The 23,299-nt window shown below is 60.7% G+C and carries 16 protein-coding genes and 3 pseudogenes; 15 read left to right on the top strand and 4 right to left on the bottom strand.

The annotated features are described in order from the left end of the window. Positions 1 to 119: 119 nt before the first annotated feature. Positions 120 to 446: pseudogene (locus FJ958_RS22880) on the bottom strand (LysR substrate-binding domain-containing protein); the annotation flags it as partial. Between the two features lie 475 nt (positions 447 to 921). On the opposite strand from FJ958_RS22880, the gene FJ958_RS22875 reads away from it, so the two are divergent. The 7 genes and pseudogenes from FJ958_RS22875 (at position 922) to nadC (ending at position 10,328) form a co-directional block, all read left to right on the top strand. Further along, positions 922 to 1,923, top strand: coding sequence for an amidohydrolase family protein (locus FJ958_RS22875; protein ID WP_181176482.1), 1,002 nt, complete (start codon positions 922 to 924; stop codon positions 1,921 to 1,923). Between the two features lie 62 nt (positions 1,924 to 1,985). After that, on the top strand, positions 1,986 to 3,662 hold the full coding sequence (locus FJ958_RS22870; RefSeq protein WP_246679709.1) for an NAD(P)/FAD-dependent oxidoreductase: 1,677 nt from the start codon (positions 1,986 to 1,988) through the stop codon (positions 3,660 to 3,662). A 130-nt stretch (positions 3,663 to 3,792) separates the two neighbouring features. After that, positions 3,793 to 5,229: an aldehyde dehydrogenase family protein gene (locus FJ958_RS22865; protein WP_140745689.1), complete on the top strand. Its 1,437-nt coding sequence runs from the start codon at positions 3,793 to 3,795 to the stop codon at positions 5,227 to 5,229. A 447-nt stretch (positions 5,230 to 5,676) separates the two neighbouring features. After that, a complete protein-coding gene (locus FJ958_RS22860; RefSeq protein ID WP_246679708.1) occupies positions 5,677 to 6,807 on the top strand; it encodes a sugar ABC transporter substrate-binding protein in 1,131 nt (376 codons plus the stop codon). Positions 6,808 to 6,944: 137 nt separating this feature from the next. Beyond that, positions 6,945 to 7,928: a quinolinate synthase NadA gene (nadA, locus tag FJ958_RS22855; protein ID WP_140745687.1), complete on the top strand. Its 984-nt coding sequence runs from the start codon at positions 6,945 to 6,947 to the stop codon at positions 7,926 to 7,928. After that, entirely contained in the window at positions 7,925 to 9,472 is a 1,548-nt protein-coding gene (locus tag FJ958_RS22850; RefSeq protein ID WP_140745685.1) for an L-aspartate oxidase, read from the top strand. The genes nadA and FJ958_RS22850 overlap by 4 nt, the downstream gene beginning before the upstream one ends. Then, a pseudogene (nadC, locus tag FJ958_RS22845) lies at positions 9,469 to 10,328 on the top strand (carboxylating nicotinate-nucleotide diphosphorylase). The gene FJ958_RS22850 and the pseudogene nadC overlap by 4 nt, the downstream one beginning before the upstream one ends. Positions 10,329 to 10,350: 22 nt before the next feature. On the opposite strand, the gene FJ958_RS22840 reads toward nadC, so the two are convergent. Together FJ958_RS22840 and FJ958_RS22835 are read right to left on the bottom strand one after the other, a co-directional pair. Then, positions 10,351 to 11,106 (bottom strand): glucose 1-dehydrogenase, encoded by a 756-nt coding sequence (locus FJ958_RS22840; protein WP_140745683.1) that lies wholly within the window; start codon positions 11,104 to 11,106, stop codon positions 10,351 to 10,353. 73 nt (positions 11,107 to 11,179) lie between these two features. After that, positions 11,180 to 11,467 carry a DUF1330 domain-containing protein gene (locus FJ958_RS22835; protein WP_140745681.1) on the bottom strand — a complete coding sequence of 96 codons (288 nt, stop codon included), beginning with the start codon at positions 11,465 to 11,467 and terminating at the stop codon, positions 11,180 to 11,182. 428 nt (positions 11,468 to 11,895) lie between these two features. Here FJ958_RS22835 and FJ958_RS22830 point away from each other — a divergent pair, with 428 nt between their 5' ends. From FJ958_RS22830 to FJ958_RS22795, 8 genes are all read left to right on the top strand, one after another. Then, the gene (locus FJ958_RS22830) at positions 11,896 to 13,494 is read left to right on the top strand and encodes a glucoamylase family protein (protein ID WP_140745679.1); all 1,599 of its coding nucleotides are present in this window, start codon (positions 11,896 to 11,898) and stop codon (positions 13,492 to 13,494) included. A gap of 193 nt (positions 13,495 to 13,687) precedes the next feature. Beyond that, complete coding sequence (locus FJ958_RS22825; protein ID WP_140745677.1) at positions 13,688 to 14,965, top strand: sugar ABC transporter substrate-binding protein; 1,278 nt, start codon at positions 13,688 to 13,690, stop codon at positions 14,963 to 14,965. After that, complete coding sequence (locus FJ958_RS22820; protein WP_181176481.1) at positions 14,955 to 16,529, top strand: sugar ABC transporter ATP-binding protein; 1,575 nt, start codon at positions 14,955 to 14,957, stop codon at positions 16,527 to 16,529. The genes FJ958_RS22825 and FJ958_RS22820 overlap by 11 nt, the downstream gene beginning before the upstream one ends. Then, positions 16,486 to 17,523, top strand: coding sequence for an ABC transporter permease (locus FJ958_RS22815; RefSeq protein WP_348642216.1), 1,038 nt, complete (start codon positions 16,486 to 16,488; stop codon positions 17,521 to 17,523). Before FJ958_RS22820 ends, FJ958_RS22815 begins: the two co-directional genes overlap by 44 nt. A 147-nt stretch (positions 17,524 to 17,670) precedes the next feature. Next, positions 17,671 to 18,468: a glucose 1-dehydrogenase gene (locus tag FJ958_RS22810; RefSeq protein WP_140745673.1), complete on the top strand. Its 798-nt coding sequence runs from the start codon at positions 17,671 to 17,673 to the stop codon at positions 18,466 to 18,468. Positions 18,469 to 18,602: 134 nt separating this feature from the next. Beyond that, complete coding sequence (locus FJ958_RS22805) at positions 18,603 to 20,258, top strand: electron transfer flavoprotein-ubiquinone oxidoreductase (RefSeq protein WP_140745671.1); 1,656 nt, start codon at positions 18,603 to 18,605, stop codon at positions 20,256 to 20,258. 150 nt (positions 20,259 to 20,408) lie between these two features. Further along, a complete protein-coding gene (odhB, locus tag FJ958_RS22800; protein WP_140745670.1) occupies positions 20,409 to 21,473 on the top strand; it encodes a 2-oxoglutarate dehydrogenase complex dihydrolipoyllysine-residue succinyltransferase in 1,065 nt (354 codons plus the stop codon). A 93-nt stretch (positions 21,474 to 21,566) separates the two neighbouring features. Beyond that, positions 21,567 to 22,937: a cyclopropane-fatty-acyl-phospholipid synthase family protein gene (locus tag FJ958_RS22795; RefSeq protein WP_246679707.1), complete on the top strand. Its 1,371-nt coding sequence runs from the start codon at positions 21,567 to 21,569 to the stop codon at positions 22,935 to 22,937. Here FJ958_RS22795 and FJ958_RS31835 read toward each other — a convergent pair. Continuing rightward, a pseudogene (locus FJ958_RS31835) lies at positions 22,882 to 23,299 on the bottom strand (hypothetical protein); the annotation flags it as partial. The gene FJ958_RS22795 and the pseudogene FJ958_RS31835 sit on opposite strands and share 56 nt — an antisense overlap.

The following is a 23,299-nucleotide window of genomic DNA, read 5'->3' as shown; positions in this document are numbered from 1 at the left end:
ACCCCATTGCCCAATGAGGCAGGACGCGCACCAGATCGCGAGACGCAAGTTCCCTCTGCACGCTTCTCTGGCCAGTCGACAGGATGCCGAGGCCCGCCACGGCGGCAGCGGCCGCCGCCTCAATCGCGTAGACGAAAAAGGCGGCCGACCCCTGCAGTTTTGACTTTGCCTTCTTTCCGGAACGTCCACGCTTCGTGGCCGCGTCCAGCAGGTGCCATGATGATGCTGTGCCGGATCAGATATTTGGGGCGCGAGCGGTGCACCCTGCAATCTTGAGGTAAGTCGGCGATGCCACCAAGACATGATGCGCTGTCTCCGATCTTCCGCGCGACGATGGAGCTGTCGCTCAGTTGACCAGTCCCGATTGCAACGTCGACGGAATCGCCAACGAGGTCGTGCTGCGCATCCGCCAACATGAATTCGATACGCAACTTTGGATGCTGGTTAACGAAGTCTCGGTATCAAAAGTCCTGTCGGCCATGCTGTGGGAAGCTGCTATCCGCGCCGCGAAGTTCTCCCGTGCCGCGCGCAGTGTGCTCCGCGCTCATCGAGCGCCGCAAGGATCATTTCACAGCGAGCAAGATATTCGGCGCCCGCTTCCGTAAGTGCGACGGCACGAGTGCTACGCAAACTAATTGACAGCATATCCACTTTAGGTTATCGATCGATAACTAGTGGCTCGACGAGGATACGAGCCGCTGCGCACAAGACCGTCGTAGCAGGGCATCTCGGATGCCGGGACAGTCGCCACTCTTGGTGGCGGCTCTGGCGCGCTTGTCGCAAGCGATTTGTGCCGCCTTGGTTGCCAAGGTTTCGAGGAGCGCACCCCAAGCGGGTGGAAAGAGGAAGATGGCAATGCGATGCGCTGCAAGCTTGCCTGCGGCGACACGGGAACGCTTTGCCCTAAGCGGAGGATGCGAATTGGCGATCGTCGTCAGGGAGAATTGGCTCTCCACAACGGCTGAGGAGATCATCGATCCGATGCGGCGGGTCATCGACCCGCATCAGCACTTCTTCGTGCCCGATCAGCCCTTTCCCTACTATGATCTCGATGATCTGTGGCGCGACACGACAGGTCACGGAGTCGAAAAAACCGTCTTCTTGCAATGCTGGCAAGGCTACCGCACTGACGGGCCCGAAGAATTGCGGTCTGTAGGGGAGACCGAATGGGTCGACAGGATCGCAAGCGCCGCCCGTGCTGACGTTAGCAAAGCCCATGTCTGCGGAATTGTATCCGCTGCCGAGCTGCGACTGGGCGCCCGCGTGCGCGATGTCATCGAGGCCCACGCAGCCGCGAGCAAGCTCTTCAAAGGCATCCGCCAGATGGCGCCCTGGGACGCCGCAGCGGAAGTCATGTCGATGGACGGCGTTGAGGAGGGGACACTCTACCTCAACCCCAAGTTCCAGGAAGGCGTTCGCGTCCTGCAGGACATGGACTTTGTTTACGAGACTTGGCTCTACCATCCTCACATCAAGCACCTGACGGCGTTAGCGCGCGCCGTTCCGGGGGCTCGGATCATCCTCGACCATATGGGTTCGCCTCTTGGCGTTGGACCCTATGCCGGCCGGCGAGAGGAAGTCTTCCGAGACTGGGCCCGGGACATGGCCGAACTCGCCACATGTCCAAACGTGACGGTCAAGCTCGGCGGACTCTTGATGCCTTGGCAGGGGTTCGGCTTCGAAGGGTCCAACGAGGCCCCAACGTCGGATCAGATCGTGGCAGCGCAGAGCCGCTACTACGACCACGTCATCGGTGCCTTCGGTACGAAGCGCTGCATGTTCGAGAGCAACTTCCCAGTGGAGAAAAACGCGATCTCCTACGATGTGCTCTGGAACGCCTTCAAAAAAATCGCGGCCCGTTACTCAGATGACGAGCAGGATGACCTCTTCTACGGCACCGCTGAAGCCTTCTACCGACTCTGACCCAATCGTGCCGTCTGACACCTGTCAGCGGGCAACTTCAACAATGCACCATGGGGAGTTTCATGGCGACCATCCAGCAGCAGAACACAATCAGCGATGCCGGCATCGGGGGGAAAACCGACCTTGATGTCATAGTCGTGGGAGCGGGTTTCGCAGGACTGTACCAGCTCCATCACCTGCGAAAGCTCGGCTTGTCCGTACGCGTCGTCGATGCCGGGCAGGACATTGGCGGTATTTGGCACTGGAACTGCTACCCTGGCGCGCGCGTAGACACCCATGTTCCGATCTATGAATACTCCGATCCGGAATTGTGGCGGGATTGGAACTGGAGCCAGCAATATCCAGGTTGGGCAGAGTTGCGGACCTATTTCGACTACGTTGACAAGAAGTGGAACCTCAAGAAGGACGTCAAGCTCGGCTCATGGGTCCGCGCAGTGACCTACAACGAGGACGGCAATTACTGGACACTGAAGCTCCAGGATGGTGAGACGATGACCGCACGTTACGTCATCCTCGCCACAGGCACCAGCTCGCCGCCTTACACACCAAAATATGAAGGAGTCGAGCGCTTCAAGGGACACGCGCACCACACCGCCCTGTGGCCCCAGGAAGGACTGAGTTTCAAAGGCAAGCGTGTGGCAGTGATTGGGACAGGCGCCACGGGGGTCCAGGTGGCTCAGGAGGCGGCCAAGGAAGCCAGCGAAGTGGTGGTCTTCCAGCGCACGCCAAACACCTGCCTGCCGATGGACCAGGTGCAGTACACAGTCGAGATGCAGGACGAGCTGAAGAAGGATTATCCTGCACGCTTCGAGCGGCGCGCCCATACCTTTGGCGGCTTTGATTTCGGCTTGATAGAGACGGCGGGCGCCGACGCAACTCCCGAAGAGCGGCAGGCAACTTGGGAGAAGCTGTGGAACAGCGAAGGGTTCACATTCTGGCTTGGCAATTACTATGACATCTTCTCCGACGAGAAAATCAATACGGAAGCCTACAACTTCTGGCGCGACAAGGTCCGCAAGCGGGTGAAGGATCCGAAGATCGCGGAGATGCTTGCGCCGACCAACCCAGTGCATCCCTTCGGCGTCAAGCGCTGCTCCCTGGAAAATGGCTATTTCGAGATCTTCAATCGTGACAATGCCACGTTGGTCGACACACGACAGACTCCGATCCTGCGCATCACGGAAAACAGCATCGTCACCACCGAAGGCGAATTCGAAGTCGACATCATCGCCTATGCGACCGGCTTTGATGCTGTATCGGGTGCCATCAGAAATATGACAATCACCGGCAGGGATGGGCTGACCATGAATGAGTACTGGAAGGACGGCATCCGTACCCAGCTTGGTATCTCGGCGGCCGGGTTCCCGAACTTCTTCTGGCTTTATGGTCCCCAGAGCCCGGCCGGGTTTTGGAACGGCCCGAGCTCAGCGGAGTACCAGGGTGAAATCCTGGTCAACCTCTTCAAGCATATACTGGCAAACGGCTATACGCACTGCGAGTCGACACTCGAGGCTGACGCGGCCTGGGCGCAATTCGTCGATGACACGGTCCAGCAAAGCCTGATCCCCAAGGCCGACTCCTGGTACATGGGCGCCAATATCCCAGGCAAGCGGCGTGAGAGCCTGAATTTTACGGGCGGCGTTCCCCTTTATCTCGAAAAGTGCAGGGATGCAGCAGAGAGTAACTATGCCGGCTTCGCCTTCGAGCGCGAGGCCGAGAGGCCGCGGCTCGCCGGCTGATCGCTGCAGCAGTTCGCTAGAAGCGATGGGGAGGCGTGATGCGCCCCCCCGTTTTCCCACACAATCATCCCTGTGTGCGGGACGCGCGGTATCGCGCTTTGCCCTGTGTCGTTGCCCTGGAGTTTGAACGTTGACCATCCATAATAACTTCATCGCGGGTGAATGGCTTGCCGGCCGCTCGAGCGCCGATAACGTAAACCCAAGCGACCTGTCCGATGTCGTCGGAAATTATACACTGGCAGGCCAGGATGCCGTCGAACAAGCGACCGATGCCGCCTCGGCCGCTTTTGAGGGTTGGGCACGCGTTAGTCCTGAGGTGCGTGCGGACGCGCTCGACAAAATCGGGACAGAGATCCTGGCCCGTCGGGAGGAACTCGGCGCGCTGCTTTCACGTGAGGAAGGCAAAATCCTGGCTGATGGAATTGGTGAAGTCATCCGCGCCGGTCGTGTCTTCAAGTTCTTCGCCGCAGAGGCGCTTCGCCTTAACGGAGAGAAAGTGACTTCGGTGCGTCCTGGAGTAGAGGTCGAGGTCACGCGTGAGCCGGAAGGTGTGGTCGGCATTATCACGCCGTGGAACTTCCCAATCGCCATTCCGGCTTGGAAAATCGCGCCAGCTTTGGCCTACGGCAACACGGTCGTATTCAAGCCGGCCGGTATCGTTCCGGCTTCGGCCTGGGCGCTCGCGGATATCATTTCCCGCGCCGGCCTGCCCGAGGGTGTTTTCAACCTGGTGATGGGCAGCGGATCGGAAATCGGTGGTGCGATCGTAGCATCGCCCAAGGTTAGGGCCGTCACTTTCACAGGCTCGGTTGCTACTGGTCGACGGATCGCGCTTGACTGTGTCCGAACCGGCAAGAAGGTTCAGCTCGAACTTGGAGGCAAAAACCCTCTGATCGTGCTCGACGACGCCGATCTCGACGTTGCCGTGTCGGTCGCGGTGAACGGCGCCTACTTTGCCACCGGCCAGCGATGCACGGCCTCTAGCCGGCTGATCGTACAGAACGGTATTCATGACAGGTTCGTCGCAGCGGTGATCGACCGCATTGGCCACCTCAAAATTGGGCACGCGCTCGACCCGGGCAGCGAGATAGGACCGGTGGTGAGCTCTGATCAGCTGGAGCAGGACATCAGCTATATCGAGGTCGGCAAGAATGGTGGCGCCCACCTCGCACTTGGCGGAGAAAAGCTCAAGCGCGATCGCGACGGTTATTACATGTCGCCCGCGCTGTTCACTGAGACCACGAACGACATGCGCATCAATCGCGAGGAGATCTTCGGCCCGGTGGCCAGCGTTATACGCGCGAGCACCTACGAGGAAGCTGTCCAGATCGCGAACGACACACCGTTCGGCCTCTCGTCCGGCATATGCACGACGTCACTCAAATATGCGCATGACTTCAAGCGGCGTTCCGCTGCCGGCATGGTGATGGTCAATGTACCGACGGCTGGCGTCGACTACCACGTCGCCTTTGGCGGCCGCAAAGAGTCCTCCTATGGGCCGCGGGAGCAAGGCGCCTACGCACGCGAATTCTACACGGTGATCAAGACCGCCTACACGCTGCCCTGACGGGTTTGGGGATCGCGTGGTCAAGTAACGCGTCGGCGACGTTGCCGCTTTGCTGGCAAGAACACCCAATTTCAGAACTGCGTGGGTTGTAAGCCGGCGGTCACCTCTTTCCAGCACGAGCTGACCCGACAGAGGTGGATCATCGTTGACATTTTTTGCGCATTAAGTTATCAATCGATAATTAATGGAGCGTACCAGGCGGGAGGCATACCGTGCAGGGAACGGCACCTAGAGAATAGCGAGACGCGGCGGCGGTGCCGTAGCGCGAAAGACTTGCACCACCGTGGAACTCTTCGACTCACGCGCGGGCGAGGGGCGTGGCCGTGCGCCAAAAGCCGCGGCCGTCGGTGGCCGAACCGTTTCAATGCGCCGAAACGGGCGGGCATCAGGCTTGGGGCGCAGGCTAAAAAACAGCAAAAGGGAGAGACGAATATGATCGGTAGATTGGTGTCAATTCTGGCCAAGGGCGCTGTCGCAGCGCTGATCGGCCTTGGTGGTACCGCGTTGATGGCCCAAGGAGCCGAGGCGAAGGGACCGCCCTACAAAATCTTCCTCAGCATGAGCTACGTCGGTAATGACTGGCAGACGGAATCCGGCAACATCGTCGCTGCGATGGCCAAGTTCTATTCCGACAAGGTTGAGTTCGCTACTCAAGTCGCAGGCACGAATGCGCAGGCTCAAATCCAGCAGATCAACGCAATGGTCCAGTCCGGCGCTGACGCCATCGTGATGTTCCCGATATCGCCGACCGCTCTGAACGCGACGATCAAGGCTGCCTGCGCCAAGGGCGTAAAGATTTTCACTTACGAAGCAGCGGTCACCGAACCCTGTGCCTACAATCTGACCATTGACGAAGCCGAGATGGGCACCAAGACAGCTGAATGGTTGGTCAAGGAGATCGGCGGCAAAGGCAATATAGTGATGGTCACCGGCGTGCCTGGAACATCTACGGATACGATCCGTAACCAATCCGCCATGAAGGTGTTCGCCCAACATCCCGACGTCAAGATCATCGCCACCGTCAACGGCATGTGGAGCCAGGCGACTGCTCGCTCGGAACTCTCCAAGGTCATCGCAACGCATCCTTGGAGCGAGATCAATGGCGTGTGGGCCCAAGTTGGCTGCATGGCCGCCGCGATGATGCAGGATGAGGCAGGCATAGCCGACAAGGACAAGGTGCCGTGCACGGACGAGGCTTTCAACGGTGTGCGTATCCAGATGTTGCCGGCGAGCACTGAGGTCGAAGGCGCGTCGGGCGCCTATCGCGCGATGGGGCTGCGCGCGATGTCATACGGTGCACCGCTCTACCAGGGTGGTCTGCAGCTGAAGCGTGCTCTTGAACTGCTGGAGAACGGCAAAGAGCCGCCTCACGACGCATTCGTTCCGCTGCCGATCGTCACGCCCGAGAATGTGAAGCTGTGCAAGGGCGGTTCTTGGCAGGAACTAGCCGACGGTTGCAACACCTTTACGCCCAAGCAGGTAAGCAATCCGGCGTGGTTCACGGAAATCTACTCGGCCGAGACGCCTGAGATCGGCTTCAACGCGGCCGTGGATGGCACACCCGAACAGAAAAAGTAGAATCCTCCGGGGCTGCGCCGGCACTCCGGTGCGGCCCCGACAGCGCGTGCTGGCCTAAGGTGCATGCCTAGCGACGTTCGCTCCCGCCGGCCCCGCGCTGCTCGGCAGGCGACCTTCAACAAATACTGGTCCAACCAATGACCGTTTCTACCGAAGTTCTTGCGCGCACGGCGCCGCTCTATGAGCGCGTGCGCAGTGTGATACCGGCCATTGAATGGCCTGCTTTCGCCGACGATATCGACGCAATCTTGCGCCTTAAGCGCGAACGCGACGCGGTCATCCTGGCGCACAACTATCAGACGCCCGAGATATTCCATTGCGTTGCCGACTTTGTCGGCGACAGCCTTGCCTTGGCACGTCATGCCAGGTCGGTACAAGCAGGCACTATTGTGCTGGCCGGCGTTGTGTTCATGGCGGAGACCGCCAAGATCCTGGCGCCAGAAAAGACGGTGCTCATTCCCGATGTCCAGGCTGGATGCTCGCTGGCCGAGTCTATCACGGCCGCCGACGTGCGCCTGCTGCGACAATCACACCCTGGCGTGCCGATCATCGCCTATGTCAACACTTCAGCCGCAGTTAAGGCGGAGGTCGATATTTGCTGTACATCTGGCAATGCGAAGTCGGTTGTGGAGTCGCTCGGCGCGCCGCGCGTTATCATGCTGCCTGACGAATATCTTGCTCGCAACGTCGCCGCTGAGACCAACGTCGAGGTTCTTTCGTGGGCAGGACACTGTGAGGTCCACGAGCTTTTCACCGCGGCCGAGGTCCGCCAACTCCGAGAGGACTACCCCGGCGTTGTCGTTCTCGCACATCCAGAATGTCCCCCTGACGTTGTCGCCGCTGCCGATTTCACGGGCTCGACTGCAGCCATGTCTGGCTATGTTGAAATGCACAGCCCGCCTCGTGTCGTGCTTCTAACCGAATGTTCGATGAGCGATAATGTGGCGGTCGAGCATCCGTCGATCGATTTCATTCGACCCTGCAACCTATGTCCGCACATGAAGCGGATCACGCTCTCCAACATTAGGGCGGCGCTTGAGCGAAACCAGCACATTGTTGAGGTCGAGACATCTGTCGCGGAGCGCGCGAGGCTCGCGGTCGAGAGAATGCTGGCGCTATGATCGCCCAATTTGCTGCTTATGCCGATCGAACGGTAATCATCGGAGGCGGAGCAGCCGGCCTGGCAACCGCGCTGGCGTTGGCTCCGATGCCCGTGCTTTTGATCTCGAAGGCGCCGCTCGGAACCGCGGCCTCGAGCGCCTTGGCACAAGGCGGCATAGCTGCAAGTCTGGCTGTCGATGACGATCCGGTCCTTCACTTTCAGGATACGATCGCGGCGGGCGATGGTCTGGTTGACCCAGACGTTGCTCGCCTTGTGACCGAAGCGGGTCCTGGTGCCATCCGCGCACTGGTCGATCTCGGCGCTGAATTCGACCGAGATGGCGATGGGCACTTTCGGCTCGGTCTTGAAGCGGCACATCAACGCCAACGCATCGTCCATGCCGACGGCGATCGTACCGGCCGGGAGCTCATGCGGACCCTCGTGAAAGCCGTTCAATCCACGCCTTCGATCACGACGCTGGTACCCTACGAAGCGCGCCGCTTAATCGTGGAGGAGAATGTTGTCCAAGGGGTCGTAATTGCCGGTCCGAACGGGGCGGCGACTGTTCGCTCCTCGCGCGTCATTTTAGCAACCGGCGGGGTGGGCGGGTTATTTGAAGCGACAACGAATCCGCTCGAGTGTTTTGGTCAAGGACTAGCGCTAGCCGCGCATGCTGGGGCGGTGCTCGCCGACCTCGAATTCATCCAATATCATCCGACGGCGCTTGCTACCTCGACGCGACCATTACCCCTAATAAGTGAGGCAGTTCGGGGTGAGGGGGCCTCGCTCATCGACGACCTTGGCGTCCATTTCATGGCAAGCATTCCGGGAGGCGAACTGGCGCCACGGGACGTCGTGGCGCGAGCTGTTTGGCAACGTGCGAGCCGGGGCCGTCGCACCTTCCTCGATGGCCGGCGCAGGCCGGGCTCTAGTTTTAGCCGGAAGTTTCCCGAAATCTTCGCCGCCTGTCAGGCTGCCGGTATCGATCCAGAGAACGAGCCGATCCCGGTCCGACCAGCCGTCCACTATCATATGGGCGGCGTGGCTGTGGATATAGAAGGTCGTTCGTCGGTGCGCGGTCTTTGGGCCTGCGGCGAAGTAGCCTGCACCGGATTGCATGGGGCCAACCGTTTGGCCAGCAATTCGCTACTTGAACTTATCGTTTTCGCGCAGATCGTGGCCCGGGGGGTGGCAGGCGAGGATTTACCGGCGGCGCGACCTAGCACACAGCGCTTCTACTCGCCGTTCCCTTCCGACCCCGCGTTGGCGCGCCCAATCCTATCGCAGGCGCTTGGGCTAGAGCGCGACCGTTCTGGTCTTGTTGAAGCAGTTTCCGACCTGCTGCCTCTGGCCCTAGCGGGGGGGCCGGCCGCGGATCCAGCCATGGTCGGGCTCATGATCGCTGTCTCGGCGCTCAACCGCATGGAGAGTCGCGGGGCGCATTTCCGAAGCGATTTTCCGCTACGCGGAGAACCGAGCCTCCGGTCTTCTCTTGATTGGGCGGCGACGCTTGCGATGGCTCATGAGGTAGCGGCTGCACAACCAATTGCGAGGCGCGTGTGAGTGCACGATTGGTTCCTTTATCGGCCCTGCTGATCGAACCGATCGTAAGGTCGGCACTCCTGGAAGATCTCGGCCGAGGCGGTGATATCACCACTGGGGCAGTCATTGCTTCGAGTGCCTAGCCGCGATGCGCATGGTTGCCCGCGAGCCGGGTGTGGTCGCTGGTGTGGATCTCGCGGCGATGGCGTTCCGCCTGCTGGATCCTCGCTTGGACTTTTCCGTTGTCGTGCCCGATGGCAGTGCAGTTGAATGGGGATCTGTGATTGCAATCGTGGAGGGTCCTGCGGCGCCTATGCTGCGGGCGGAACGGGTCGCACTAAATCTTCTGTGCCGGCTCAGTGGTATTGCGAGCGCGACGGCGGAGCTGGTCGAGGCTGTCGCTGAGCACAAGGCGCAGATTGCATGCACCCGCAAGACAACACCCGGGCTCCGCACGATAGAAAGGTACGCGGTACGCGCGGGGGCGGCGTCAATCACCCCCTTCGGTCTCGACGACGCCATCCTGATCAAGGACAACCACATCGCTCTCGCAGGGGGCGTTGGGCCGGCTCTGAGGCGTGCACGCGCGGCGGCAGCGCACTTGGTGAAGATAGATATAGACAGCCTTGATCAGCTGGAGGAAGCGCTCAGTGTGGGCGTAGATGCCATCCTGCTGGACAACATGCACACGGAGGATCTCCGGAGGGCGGTCGCACTGGTGGCGAGACGGGCGATAACCGAAGCTTCAGGGCGCATAACGACCGAGACCGCACCCGCCATTGCCGCCGCGGGCGTAGACCTCATTTCCATTGGTTGGATCACCCATAGTGCACCAGCGCTAGACGTAGGCCTCGACTTCGCCAGCGTTATGGGTTGATCCGGGTTCGTGCGCTCAGTCGCTAAACGGCGGTAAACCCGCCGTCGACTATCAGATCTGATCCAGTCATGAAGGACGATGCGGGCGAAGCCATGAAAACCACGGCTTCGGCGATCTCGTCGATCTCAGCTGCACGCCCGAGCAGGGTGCTGCCAAGCAGTTGCCGCCTGGCCTCCGGATCATCAAGGAGCTTCGCCGACATCGGCGTTTTGACAACACCAGGGTGAACAGCGTTGACGCGGATTCCATCCTTGGCCAGATCCGCGGCCAACCCCTTCGTCAGCATCTGTACAGCGCCCTTGGTGGCGCTGTAGGCGCTTACGCCGGATGTGTAAGCCACGAAGCTGGCGATGGAACCCACGTTGACGATTGTTCCGCCGCCGCCGGACCGCATGGCGGGGACGACCGTCTTGCAACCAAGAAAGACGCCGCGCACATTGATTGCGAAGAGGCGATCGAACTGCTCGACAGTCGTCTCGTCGAGCGACGCACGCAGGTAAATCCCGGCATTGTTGACCAGCGTATCGACCCGACCGTGCTTCGACAATGTAAACTCAAGGGCCGCGCCCCAGCTGTCGGCGTCACCAACGTTGAGCTGAACGAAATCGGCAGCATGGCCGCCGGCCCGAATGCGGGTCACGGCGTCCTCGCCGGCATCGGCGGACATATCTGCTATGATCACACGAGCACCGCGGCCGGCAAGCATCCTGGCCTGACCCTCGCCCATGCCTTGTGCAGCCCCGGTGACAATGGCGACAGTGCCATCCATGATACCCATGCCCATCTCCTGGTGCTGTCTAACCAATTACCGGTTAGCGACATTAAACAAACGCTATTCGGCTTAGGGTTGGTCAGAGGCCTTCGACCAGGAAGGCGCGGTACTTCGCGGCCGCATGCCGATGTTTGACGGCCGTCTGGTAGGCCGGGCTATTGTACCAAGCCGTGGCAGCTTCCATCGTCGGGAATTCTAGGATAACGGCCCCCTCGATCGAAGGTCCTTCCAGCGTCACGTGCTGGCCGTACACAGCGAGCGGCTTGAGCGGATGCCCAACATTCGCGTCCGGAACCATCTCACTGTAGGTGTCGAATTCGGCTTGGTTCGTCATTTCGTCACGGGCGAACACGGCGTAGACAGTCATCGTCGTTTCCTCTCTTGTTTGGCGGCGGCCACCCTGAGCTGCCCGACCAGGGCCGCAATTCGATATCGGGCTCCAGGCCCGCCCATTGATCCGCCAGCCGATCAGTTTGCTAGCTACCAACTTTGCATTTCGCTTATTCCCCCACGGAATGGCCGCCGGCGAAATATGCCTTGGTCGTCAACTCGTCCCAAGCTCGGAAGGTCTTTGCTTATCGTTCGATAAATAAATTAGTTATCAATCGATAATTAGCCTTGACTCTGGTCACCGGCTGGCGTTTCCATAACTGCGGAACTGTGTGGCCAGGGAGGATGAGATGGCTCGTGAGGAGAAACTGTTGGCCGCCGGCATGGGTCTCAAGGAGCCGATGAGCCGACGGGTTCCTCGCCGGCAAATTATACTGACCTGGAAAGCTAAAGACGGCGCGAGCCATGTTGCTGAACTCCCTGCGAACAGATACTGACCCGATCGCGCTGTTAGAAAGCAATGCCTTGCGGCCGCCGCACGCATGCGTGCCGTTGGCAGGGGATCGGCGCTCTCAGTTTAGCTGCAGACAAGCCCAGAACACCGACCTCTTGGGCGGCACCTCTAAGGGACAGACATCGGTTTCAACACCGCAATGCCGGTTGCGGTACACGCGGGGGCGCGCGCTCCAAGCTGATCGCAATTGGCAGTCCCCGGACCAGGGACCGAACCCCAGCCGCCCCGGCGGCGGAGACGCGCACGTCATTCCGGTCGCGATCGAAACGCCGCACAGGATATTCATCGGCCGTAAGCACGACGGCGCCCCTCGCCCGGATGCGTCTTTGGACGAGATCTTCGATACCGTACAGCGACAGACGCTCCGATATTTCTGGGAGTTTGGCCATCCGACGAGCGGCCTCGCCCGAGAGCGGAGCAACGCGACACCACATGTCGTCACGACCGGCGGTTCCGGCTTCGGCATCATGGCGGTTCTTGCTGGCGTCGAGCGCGGATGGATCGGCCGGCAAGCCGCCCTCGATCGCCTGATTACAATGGTGTGCTTTCTCGGCGAGGCCGAACGCCACCATGGCGCCTTTCCCCACTGGATGGACGGCGACAGCGGCCAAACCATACCCTTCAGTCGTCTCGACGACGGCGGCGACATTGTCGAGACGGCATATCTGATGGTGGGGCTTCTTTCGGCACGGCAATATTTTCGGGGGTCGGACGCCAAGGAACGCGCCTTACGCAACCTCATTGACACTCTGTGGTCGGAAGTCGAATGGGACTGGTACAACCACGGCTCCGATACGCTCCTTTGGCATTGGAGCCCGGTGCACGAATGGGCGATGGACCTCCCAATCCACGGCTGGAACGAGTGCCTGATTACATTCATCCTCGCCGCATCGGCTCCACGGCATCCGATTGAGCCGAGTGTCTATCACCACGGTTGGACGGCGGGTCGATCCTTCGCCAACGGCCGCTGTTTTGATGGCATACCGCTGCCCCTCGGGCCGGATCATGGCGGCCCCCTTTTTTTCTCGCACTATTCCTTCCTTGGCCTCGACCCGAGGGGTCTTCGGGACCGCTATGCCGACTATTGGCATCAGAACGTCGCCTATGCGCGCGTCAACCAGGCGCACTGCATCCGCAATCCCGAGAAGTTCGACGGCTATAGTGCCGAATGCTGGGGGCTAACCGCGAGCGACAGTATCGAAGGGTATGTCGCGCATGCTCCGGACTGCGACCATGGCGTGATTACTCCGTCCGGCGCCCTTAGCTCCTTTCCTTATGCCCCGGTGGAATGCCAGCGGGCGCTTCGCCACTTCGCTTCGCGGGGCAACCGGCTCTGGGGCGAGTATGGCTTCAGGGACGCATTCAGCCCGGCGATGGATTGGTACGCGGACTCCTATCTCGCGATCGATCAGGGGCCGATCGTGGCCATGATCGAGAACTACCGGAGCGGGCTCCTGTGGCGTCTCTTCATGAGTTGTCCGGAACTCCGGGTCGGGCTCGCGAAGCTGGGTTTCTCCCAGCGGGCGAAAGCCACGACGGCAATGTCATGAGGATGATGTGTTCCTCACCGAAGGGGAGGCGCGCCACTCGTCACTGAGGCAGCCATGCCGAATGGTTTAAAAGCTCAGTGTCGGCTGCTTATCGTTCGATAAATTATTTAGTTATCGATCGATAATTAATCTTGACTCTGATCGCTGCCTGGCGTTTCCATGCTCACGGAACTGTGTGGCCAGGGAGGATGACATGGCTCGAATTTCTGATGAGGAGAAACTATTGGCAGCCGGCATGGGTCTTAAGGATCCACTGAGCCGGCGCGTCTTTTTACAGCTCGCCGCAACCGCTGGCGTAGCGATCCCGATGGGCGCCGCCGACTTCGGCTTTGCCACCACTGCAAAGGCCGGCGTACCCGGCAAGGCGGCCGCGAACTTCGCCGGCCTGCAGATCAGCTTCTGGGCGGCTTTCGCGGCCGGCTACAAGTCGTCTACGAACGCCTTCGGCCTCGAGGATCCCGTGGATCTCATTCACAACAACGACGCCGTCCGCGAAATGGCTCAGGTCCGGGGTCTGCCCACGCAAGGCGTCAACATGCTGGTCAGCACCGTGGTGTCGGCGGGTGAAACTCCGCTGGTCGCCAAGCTCTGCCAAGAAAACAAGATCTACTATCAGTGCTGCTGGGAAATCCCGGACTGGTTTACGCCGTCCGACGTCGGCGATTATTTCATCGCCTACGAGACACCGGACTCGGTGGAGGCGGCCTACCAGTCGGCCAAGGTGCTGTTCAAGTCGATCGGCGGTGAAGGCAAGGTCGTCCACATCAAGGGGCTCGCGACGCCGACCGATGTTGCGCGCAGCGCCGGCCTGATGAAGGCAGCAGCCGAGTTCCCCGGTATCCAGATCGCTGGAGGTCTGCGGGGGGACTGGGAACGTGAAAAGTCGCGCCAGGTCATGCTTTCCATGGTCACGGCTCATCCGGATATGAAGGGCGTTTTCGCCCAGAACGACGACGAGGCGATCGGCGTTCTTAGCGTCATTCAAGAGCGCAAGGATCTGTCGCACATCAAGGTCGCCAGCGTGGACGGGATTCCGCAGGCTGTCGAGGAGGTTGCCAAGGGCGGCAATCTCGTCGCTACCAACCTTGCCCTGCCGCCTTTCATGGCCGGCACGGCCGCGACCATGCTGTTCGACGCCTTCAACGGCTGGAAACCTAGCCTGCCGGAACGTTTGATCTATACCGGCTCGCCAACCGCCACCGCCGAAAATGCCGGCAAGATTTATCAGGACATCTACAAGGCTGCGGAACTCCCCTTCGATTGGAAGAAGATGAGCAAAACCTTGTCGCCCAATGATTGGGATCCGCAGAACAAGATCGTGCCGATCGATCCGAAGGTGCATTGGAACGGCGCGAAGGGCGAGGCGAAGCTCAACGCTGCCTACAATGCTCCGGACTGGCCTGATCAGCTTGCCAAGGCCACCAAGATGTATGCGGATCACTACAAATCCGGGCCCTTCTATGCAGCTTGAAGCGACCGTTGCCAGCCGTCCGGGGATCACCCCGGCCGGCCGGGTCGCGCCGCCCGCATTGGAACTGCGCGACATCAGCAAGTCCTATCCGGGGACCAAGGCGCTGTCTTCCGTCAGCTTCACGCTGGAGCGCTTTGGTATCTTGGGTCTTGTCGGCGAAAACGGCGCCGGCAAGTCGACATTGCTGTCCATCATCAACGGGACGGTGAAACCAGACCATGGCTCGATCGCCATCAACGGCGAACATGTCGGTTTCGGGCATCCTTCGGACGCGGCACGGCACGGCATTGCGACGGTATTCCAGGAGCAGGGGCTGATTGCGGGCCTTTCCGTCTACGAGAACATCTTCCTCGGTCGCGAGGGCAAGTATTCGGCAGCTGGCTTTCTAAATCAGCGCACCATGATCAAAATCGCCCGGGAAGTCTTGGACGAGCTCGAGATTGATGTCAGTGCCACCGTGCTCACTGGCGGCCTGTCGTTTGGACAGCGCCAGCTGGTCGAAATCGCAAAGGCCTTCGCGTTGGGACGCGTCTATCCCGTTGAGCCCATTATTCTGCTGGACGAGCCGACCAGCGCACTGTCCGACAAGGAAGCGGCGAAACTGTTCGATGGGATGAAGCGCTGGCGCTCCAAGAGCTCCTTTGTGCTTGTGTCCCATAGGCTAGGCGACGTCTTCAGCATGTGCGGGGAGGTCGTCGCGCTAAAGGACGGTTCGGTCGTGCTGCAGCGTCCCGTTGCCGACGTCGACGAGAAAGCGCTTCACCAGGCGATCGTCGGTCGCGAACGCAACGCCCAATATTACCGCGAGGCGATCCAAACCGAGCCGCTGGACCGGGTCGCGGTTTCGGTCAGCGACGTCAAGAAAGAGGGTCAGCTGCGCGGCGTGTCTTTCGACCTGCGCGCCGGTGAGATTTTGGGTGTGGCGGGCGTGCTCGGCTCCGGAAAATCGACACTCGCCAAGATTATGGCCGGGTCGGAGGCACAGGATTCGGGAACGGTCACGATTGCCGGGGCTCCTCTGGCGCCAGGCTCTCGCTCCAACGCGATGCGCCACGGCGTGGGCTATGTGCCGGCTGAACGGTCAACAGCGGGTATCATCGGCACCGACACCATCGAAAACAATATGACTTTGCCAAACCTGCGGCAGGTGTCGCGCCGGTTTCTGGCGATGATCTCGCCTTTGCGCAGCCGTGCACTCGCCGAAAGCTGGATCGGTCGGCTTCGCATCCGAGCGACCGACCCGACCAATATGTGCCGAACGCTTTCTGGCGGCAACCAGCAGAAGATCGTCTTCGCGAAGTGGCTGGCGCACAACGTCAAGGTCTTAGTCTGCGACGACCCGGGACGCGGCCTCGACGTAGGCGCGAAGGAAGACATCTACCAGCTCCTGCGTGACCTAGCCAAAGACGGGGCCGCCGTCGTTTTGGTCTCGGACAATCTGCCGGAGCTAATCGGCCTGTCGAACCGCATCATCGTCCTGCGCAATGGCCTTGTGTCAGGCGTAGTCGAAACACCCAAGAATGCCAAACCCCGGGAGGTCGATATCCTCCCTGCAATGCTCTAGGAGCCCAGCGATGCACGCAGTCGCAAACGACGCGAGACCGGTCCGCCTCGGTCTAAATGGCGGTCAAATCCGCTCTTTTGGCCCAGCCACTGTCGCGATCATCGTCCTGATCGCCTACTTCTCCTTCGTAAATCCTCTCTTTCTTTCAACGGCAAATGCCGGCAACATCGGACGCCAGTCGGCAGTGTTGTTGATGGTCGCGCTGGCCGAGACGGTCGTGATCCTGGTTGGGTCAATCGATCTGTCAATTGGCGCTTTGGTCACGGTGGCCGGCTTGGTGTCGGCACTGGCCGTCGACCAGGTGGGCGCCTTCGGCGCGATCTTGGTCGGCATAGCGTTCGGTGGCCTTGTTGGTTTGGCCAACGGCATCATGATCACGGCGCTGCGTGTGCCATCCTTTTTGGTCACCCTGGGCATGTTGTCGATTCTCACGGGTGTGGGCAACCAGCTGTCGCAGGGCCAGTCTATCCTCTATGACGACCAGACCCTTCCCAACGTCGTCAATGGCATAACTGTCTTCGGCGTGCCGAATATTGTCTGGTTCGCCATCCTCTTGACCATCCTGTTTACGGTCGTGGCCTTCCGCACGAGGCTGGGTCGATATCTCTACGCCCTTGGGGGCGGCGAGATGGTGGCCGCCAATGCCGGCGTCCCTGTCACGTTCTATAAGATCCTGGCCTTCATTCTATGCGGGGCCACTTGCGGTCTTGCGGGGGTGATGCTCACCGGCCAGGTAGCGGCGGGAACGCCGGCGGCCGGCAACAGCCTGCTTCTCAACTCGATTGCCGCGGTCGTCATGGGTGGCACTGCCTTATCTGGAGGCGTGGGCGGTCCTCACAGGACCTTCCTTGGTGTGCTGGTCATCGCAATCCTGACCAATGGTATGGACGTAACCCAGGTTGATCCCTTCATGCAGGACATCGTCAAGGGCATCGTCATCATCCTCGCCGTCGCGCTGACGATCGACAGATCGAAATACGCGTTCATCAAATGACGGCCACCCTTTGCCGCGCGCGTCCCACGGCGCGGCTAGGGAAATCCGCCGGGCAGTGGGTTGAGCTTAGCCGTGCCTGGAAGCGCGGCGCGGGATGGTTCCCGCGCGGAAATCGATTCGCAACAACGGTCAAAAAGGGAGTGAGCCATGTCTGACCAATTGAGAGGCAAGAACATTATCGTCACCGGCGCCGGCAGCGCTACCGGCATCGGTGCCGGCCTAGCTTACGGACTCGGCGAACGCGGTGCCAACATTGCAGTGGCCGACATCAATGAAGAGGCGGCAAAGAAGGTGGCGAGTGACATCGCCAGCAAGCACGGGGTCAAGACCATCGCTATCAAGGTCAATGTGACCGACCGCGCCGAAGTCCAGGCGATGATCAAGAAGACGGTGGCGACGTTTGGTCAGCTCGACGTGCTGTTCAACAATGCCGGCATCATTGAGCACGCGACATTCCTTGAGATGACGGAGCAGGGCTGGCGCAAGATTATGGACGTCAACGGCATGGGTGTCATGATCGGCATTCAGGAAGCTGCCAAGCAGATGATCGCGCAGGGCAAGGGCGGGAAGATCATCAACACCAGCTCCATCGCCTCCAAGCAGAGCTATCCGGCATTCGCGCACTACTGCGCCTCAAAGTGGGCCGTAGCCGCACTCAGCCAAGCCGCCGCCCGGCAGTTCGCCGAGCACAAGATCAACGTCAACTGCATGGGCCCTGGTGTCGTTAAGACGACAATGTGGGACCAACTCGACCGTGAGTTCATCGACAAAGGGCTGACGCAGAAGGCCGACCAGGCCATCAACGAGTTCAGCGTAGGCATCCCCCTCGGCCGCTATTCGGTGCCGGCAGATCTCGTCGGCACCGCGGCGTTCCTAGCCTCTTCGGACTCCGACTACATGACCGGCCAGAACATCCTGTGCGATGGCGGCATGGTGATGATGTAGGAGATGCGGCGGAACGGCCTGTCGCCTTATCGACGACGGGCGTTCTCTTGTCACCTCCTATCCAATTGAGCAAATCGGTTATTTCGAGGCACGGCGTGGTCGCAGACGGACAGGGCGCGATAGAACGCGAAAGCATGGAATTCGACGTGGTCATCGTCGGTGCCGGGCCGGCCGGCCTTGCCGCGGCCATCCGCCTCAAGCAGGTCAATCCCGAGCTTTCCGTCGTCGTGCTGGAAAAGGGCGGCGAGGTCGGCGCCCATATCCTCTCCGGCGCCGTCGTCGATCCGATCGGCATCGACCGGCTGCTGCCCGGTTGGCGCGAAGAGGAAGGCCACCCTTTCAAGACGCCCGTCACTGCGGATCATTTCCTGGTGCTCGGCCCGGCCGGCTCGTTCCGCCTGCCCAATTTCCTAATGCCGCCGCTGATGAACAACCACGGCAACTACATCGTCTCGCTCGGCAATGTCTGCCGCTGGCTGGCGACCAGGGCCGAGGCGCTTGGCGTCGAGATCTATCCGGGCTTTGCCGCCGCCGGGCTGCTCTATAATGAAGATGGCGCCGTCACCGGCGTCGTCACCGGCGATATGGGCATCGAGAAGGACGGCACGCACGGCCCAGGCTTCGCGCCGGGCATGGCGCTGATGGGCAAATATGTGCTGATCGGCGAAGGTGCGCGCGGCTCGCTCGCCAAGCAGTTGATCGCCAGATACAAGCTTTCCGATGGCCGCGAGCCCGGCAAGTATGGCATCGGCCTCAAGGAACTCTGGCAGGTCAAGCCGGAGAACCACCGGCCGGGCCTGGTGCAGCATTCCTTCGGTTGGCCGCTCGACATGAAGACCGGCGGCGGCTCGTTCCTCTACCATCTGGAGGACAACCAGGTAGCCGTCGGCTTTGTCGTCCACCTCAACTACAAGAACCCTTATCTGTCGCCCTTCGAGGAATTTCAGCGCTTCAAGACCCATCCGGCGATCGCGGGGACGTTCGAAGGCGCAAAGCGGCTCGGCTACGGCGCGCGCGCCATCACCGAAGGCGGTTGGCAATCGGTGCCGAAATTGTCCTTCCCTGGCGGTGTGCTGATGGGCTGTGCGGCGGGCTTCGTCAACGTGCCGCGCATCAAGGGCTCCCACAATGCTGTGCTGTCGGGGATGCTCGCGGCCGAGCATGTCGCCGAGGCGATCGGCGCCGGCCGTGCCAATGACGAGCCTTCCTCCTACGAGGCGGCGTGGCGCGCGACCGACATCGGCAAGGATCTGAAGAAGGTGCGCAACGTCAAGCCGCTCTGGTCGCGCTTCGGCACCATCGTCGGCGTCAGCCTAGGCGGCCTCGACATGTGGCTGAACAGCTTGTTCGGTTTCTCGCCCTTCGGCACGCTGAAGCATGGCAAGGCCGACTATGCCACACTCGAGCCCGCCGCCCAGCACAAGAAGATCGCCTATCCGAAGCCGGATGGCGTGCTGACATTCGACCGCCTGTCCTCGGTGTTCCTGTCCAACACCAATCACGAAGAAAACGAGCCGGTGCACCTCATCGTCGGCGACATGGCGCTGCAGCAGCGCTCCGAGCACGATGTCTTCGCCGGGCCGTCCACACGCTATTGCCCGGCCGGTGTCTACGAATGGGTCGACAAGGACGGCAACGCCGCCGCCGATCCCCCGGCCAAGGACGTGCGCTTCGTCATCAACGCGCAGAACTGCGTCCACTGCAAGACTTGCGATATCAAGGACCCGAACCAGAACATCAACTGGGTGCCGCCACAGGGCGGAGAAGGCCCGGTCTACCAGAACATGTGAGTGGCTCGTCAGAAATTCCAAGGCGTTATTCTTCCCAGGAATGAACGATATGAACACCGAGCGGCTAGCGGCATTGAGTAAGGCGGGAATATCGATGCCTGAGCGGGTCGAGAATCGGAACCGCACAATGAACGGCAAGGCAGTGACAGCATGACCATCGAGATACGGGTACCGACATTGGGCGAGTCGGTGACGGAAGCGACAATCGGACGGTGGTTGAAAGCACCCGGTGACGCAGTCGCAGCGGACGAGCCGCTGGTGGAACTTGAGACGGACAAGGTGACGCTGGAGGTGCCGTCGCCAATTACAGGCACCTTGGCGGAAGTATTGGCGGGCGAAGGTGAAACAGTTGGTCCGGATGCCTTGCTCGGCAAGGTTACCGCAGGCTCGTCCCCTGCTGCCAGCGATGCGGGTGTTGTCGGAAAAGCCGACAGCGTGGCGGTACAGCCGGCTGAGATGCCGAAGGCGGCGCCCGCTCCGATCGCGGTGCGTGCGCCGTCGTCGGGTGACGACGCTGTCCGCGAGGAGCGCGTGCGCATGACCAAGCTGCGCCAGACCATCGCGCGCCGGCTCAAGGAAGCGCAGTCGACCGCCGCCATGCTGACCACCTTCAACGAGGTTGACATGTCAGCGGTGATGGCGCTCAGGACCAAGTACAAGGATGTGTTCGAGAAGAAGCACGGCGTGAAGCTTGGTCTCATGGGCTTCTTCACCAAGGCCGTCACCCACGCGCTGAAGGAAATCCCGGCGGTCAACGCCGAGATCGACGGCACCGACATCATCTACAAGAATTTCGCCCATGTCGGCGTCGCCGTCGGCACCGAGAAGGGCCTTGTCGTGCCGGTGGTGCGTGATGCCGACCAGATGTCGATCGCCGAGATCGAGAAGGAGATCGGCCGGCTGGGTATCGCCGCGCGCGACGGCAAGCTGTCGGTCGCGGACATGCAGGGCGGCACGTTCACCATTTCCAACGGTGGCGTCTACGGGTCGCTGATGTCGACGCCGATCCTCAATGCGCCGCAGTCGGGCATCCTCGGTATGCACAAGATCCAGGACCGGCCGGTCGTGGTCGGCGGCCAGATCGTGATCCGGCCGATGATGTATCTGGCGCTCAGCTATGATCACCGCATCGTCGACGGCAAGGAAGCGGTGACCTTCCTGGTGCGGGTCAAGGACGTTCTTGAAGATCCTAAGAGGCTCGTGTTGGGCCTGTGAAAACGTTGGCGATGGTCGCAAGCCTCTTGCCTATTTGGGATCGGCTCTGAGAGAGAGCACTGCGCTAGGGGAGTTCCTAGGGGAACTGTAGACATGAATATTCTGTTGAAGCGCATTCTCGACCGCCTGGTGCGATCGGGCAATCTCAAGGTAACCGGGCCCAAAGGCTCGACGGTTGTTTTCGGCGACGGCAGCGGCGAGCCGGTGCACATGCACATCAAGACCAGGCACGCCGAACGCGCCATCACTTTCGATCCGATGCTGGCGGTGCCTGAATCCTACATGGACGGGGAGCTCGACATTCTCGAGGGCGGTGTACTTGGATTGATGCGCATTGCCTTCCAGAACATGGGCAGCGGCGGCATCGACGCGACCTGGTCGAAAGCCATCGAGGGCCTGCGCCACGCCTTCCGCCGGCTGCAGCAGATCAACACCACCTCGCGCTCGCGCCGCAACGTGCAGCGCCACTACGATCTTTCGGGCGAGCTCTACCGGCTCTTCCTCGACGAGGACATGCAGTATTCCTGCGCCTATTTCGAGCAGCCGGACATGACGCTGGACGAGGCCCAGGCGGCCAAGAAACGGCATATCGCCGCCAAACTCAGGCTGAAGGCCGGCCAGACCGTGCTCGACATCGGCTCCGGCTGGGGTGGGCTCGGCCTCTACCTCGCCAAAGCCTTTGATGTCGACGTGCAGGGCGTGACGCTGTCGACCGAGCAGCATGGCGTCGCCACCGACCGCGCGCACGCGCAAGGGCTCAAGAACCACGTCCATTTCGAACTCAAGGATTACCGCGCGCTCAAGGAGCGCTTTGACCGTATCGTTTCCGTCGGTATGTTTGAACATGTCGGGCTCAACCACTTCCGCACGTTTTTCGACAAGGCGGCCACGCTTTTGAAGCCCGATGGCGTGATGCTGCTGCACACGATCGGCCGCTCCGGCGTGCCGTGGGCAACCAGCGCCTTCATCCGCAAATACATCTTCCCGGGCGGCTATATCCCATCGCTATCGGAAGTGATGCCGGCGATCGAGAAGTCGGGACTGGTTGTCACCGACGTCGAGATCCTGCGGCTCCATTATGCCGATACGCTGAAGCACTGGGGCCAGCGCTTCGCCGCGAACCGCGACAAGGCCAAGGCGATCTATGACGAGCGTTTCTGCCGCATGTGGGAATTCTATCTCGCCGCCTCGGAAGCCGCCTTCCGCTGGCAGGATCTGGTGATCTTCCAGATCCAGCTGTCGAAGAAGAACGACACGCTGCCGGTGGCGCGCGATTACATGGCCAAATGTGAGAAGGCGCTGGAGGTGCGAGACATGGGCCACGAAGACAACATGGGCACGCGCGAGGTTTACGAAAACAGGCCATTTCGAAAGAGTTACGACCAACCGCGTCAAGCGAGTGAAGGCACTAGGCTGGAGCGGAAAGGTTCCGGCGAACGGGGCTGGACCGAGGATCAGGCTTGACGTCAGGTGTCTTGAATGGCTGGCTTTTGAGCACGGGTTGGAGGCGCTTTCGATTTCCTGCCGAGTTTTCCGTATGTTTCCCGCCGACGGGTGGAGAATGCGCGTCGCCCATGCGTCTGACTTCGCCATAGGTGGTTGCGCCGAGCAGGCAAAACAGTGCTAAGAGCGCCGCCGCCAATCCGCCGTCAAGAAAACCTTGACGCATTTTATCCGTCCCCCCTTGGCCAGTGGAGTCTTTACTGACGTAAACATCCATCGCGCCACGGCCGAGCATCGAGCAGGGCTTCAGTGATCCATGGCCTTGACGATTTCCTCGGTCATCTTCTTGGCGTCGCCGAGCAGCATCATGGTGCCGTCCTTGT

The organism is Mesorhizobium sp. B2-3-5 (assembly GCF_006442395.1).
GTDB lineage: Bacteria > Pseudomonadota > Alphaproteobacteria > Rhizobiales > Rhizobiaceae > Mesorhizobium.
This window is presented reverse-complemented; position numbering and strand designations above follow the sequence as displayed.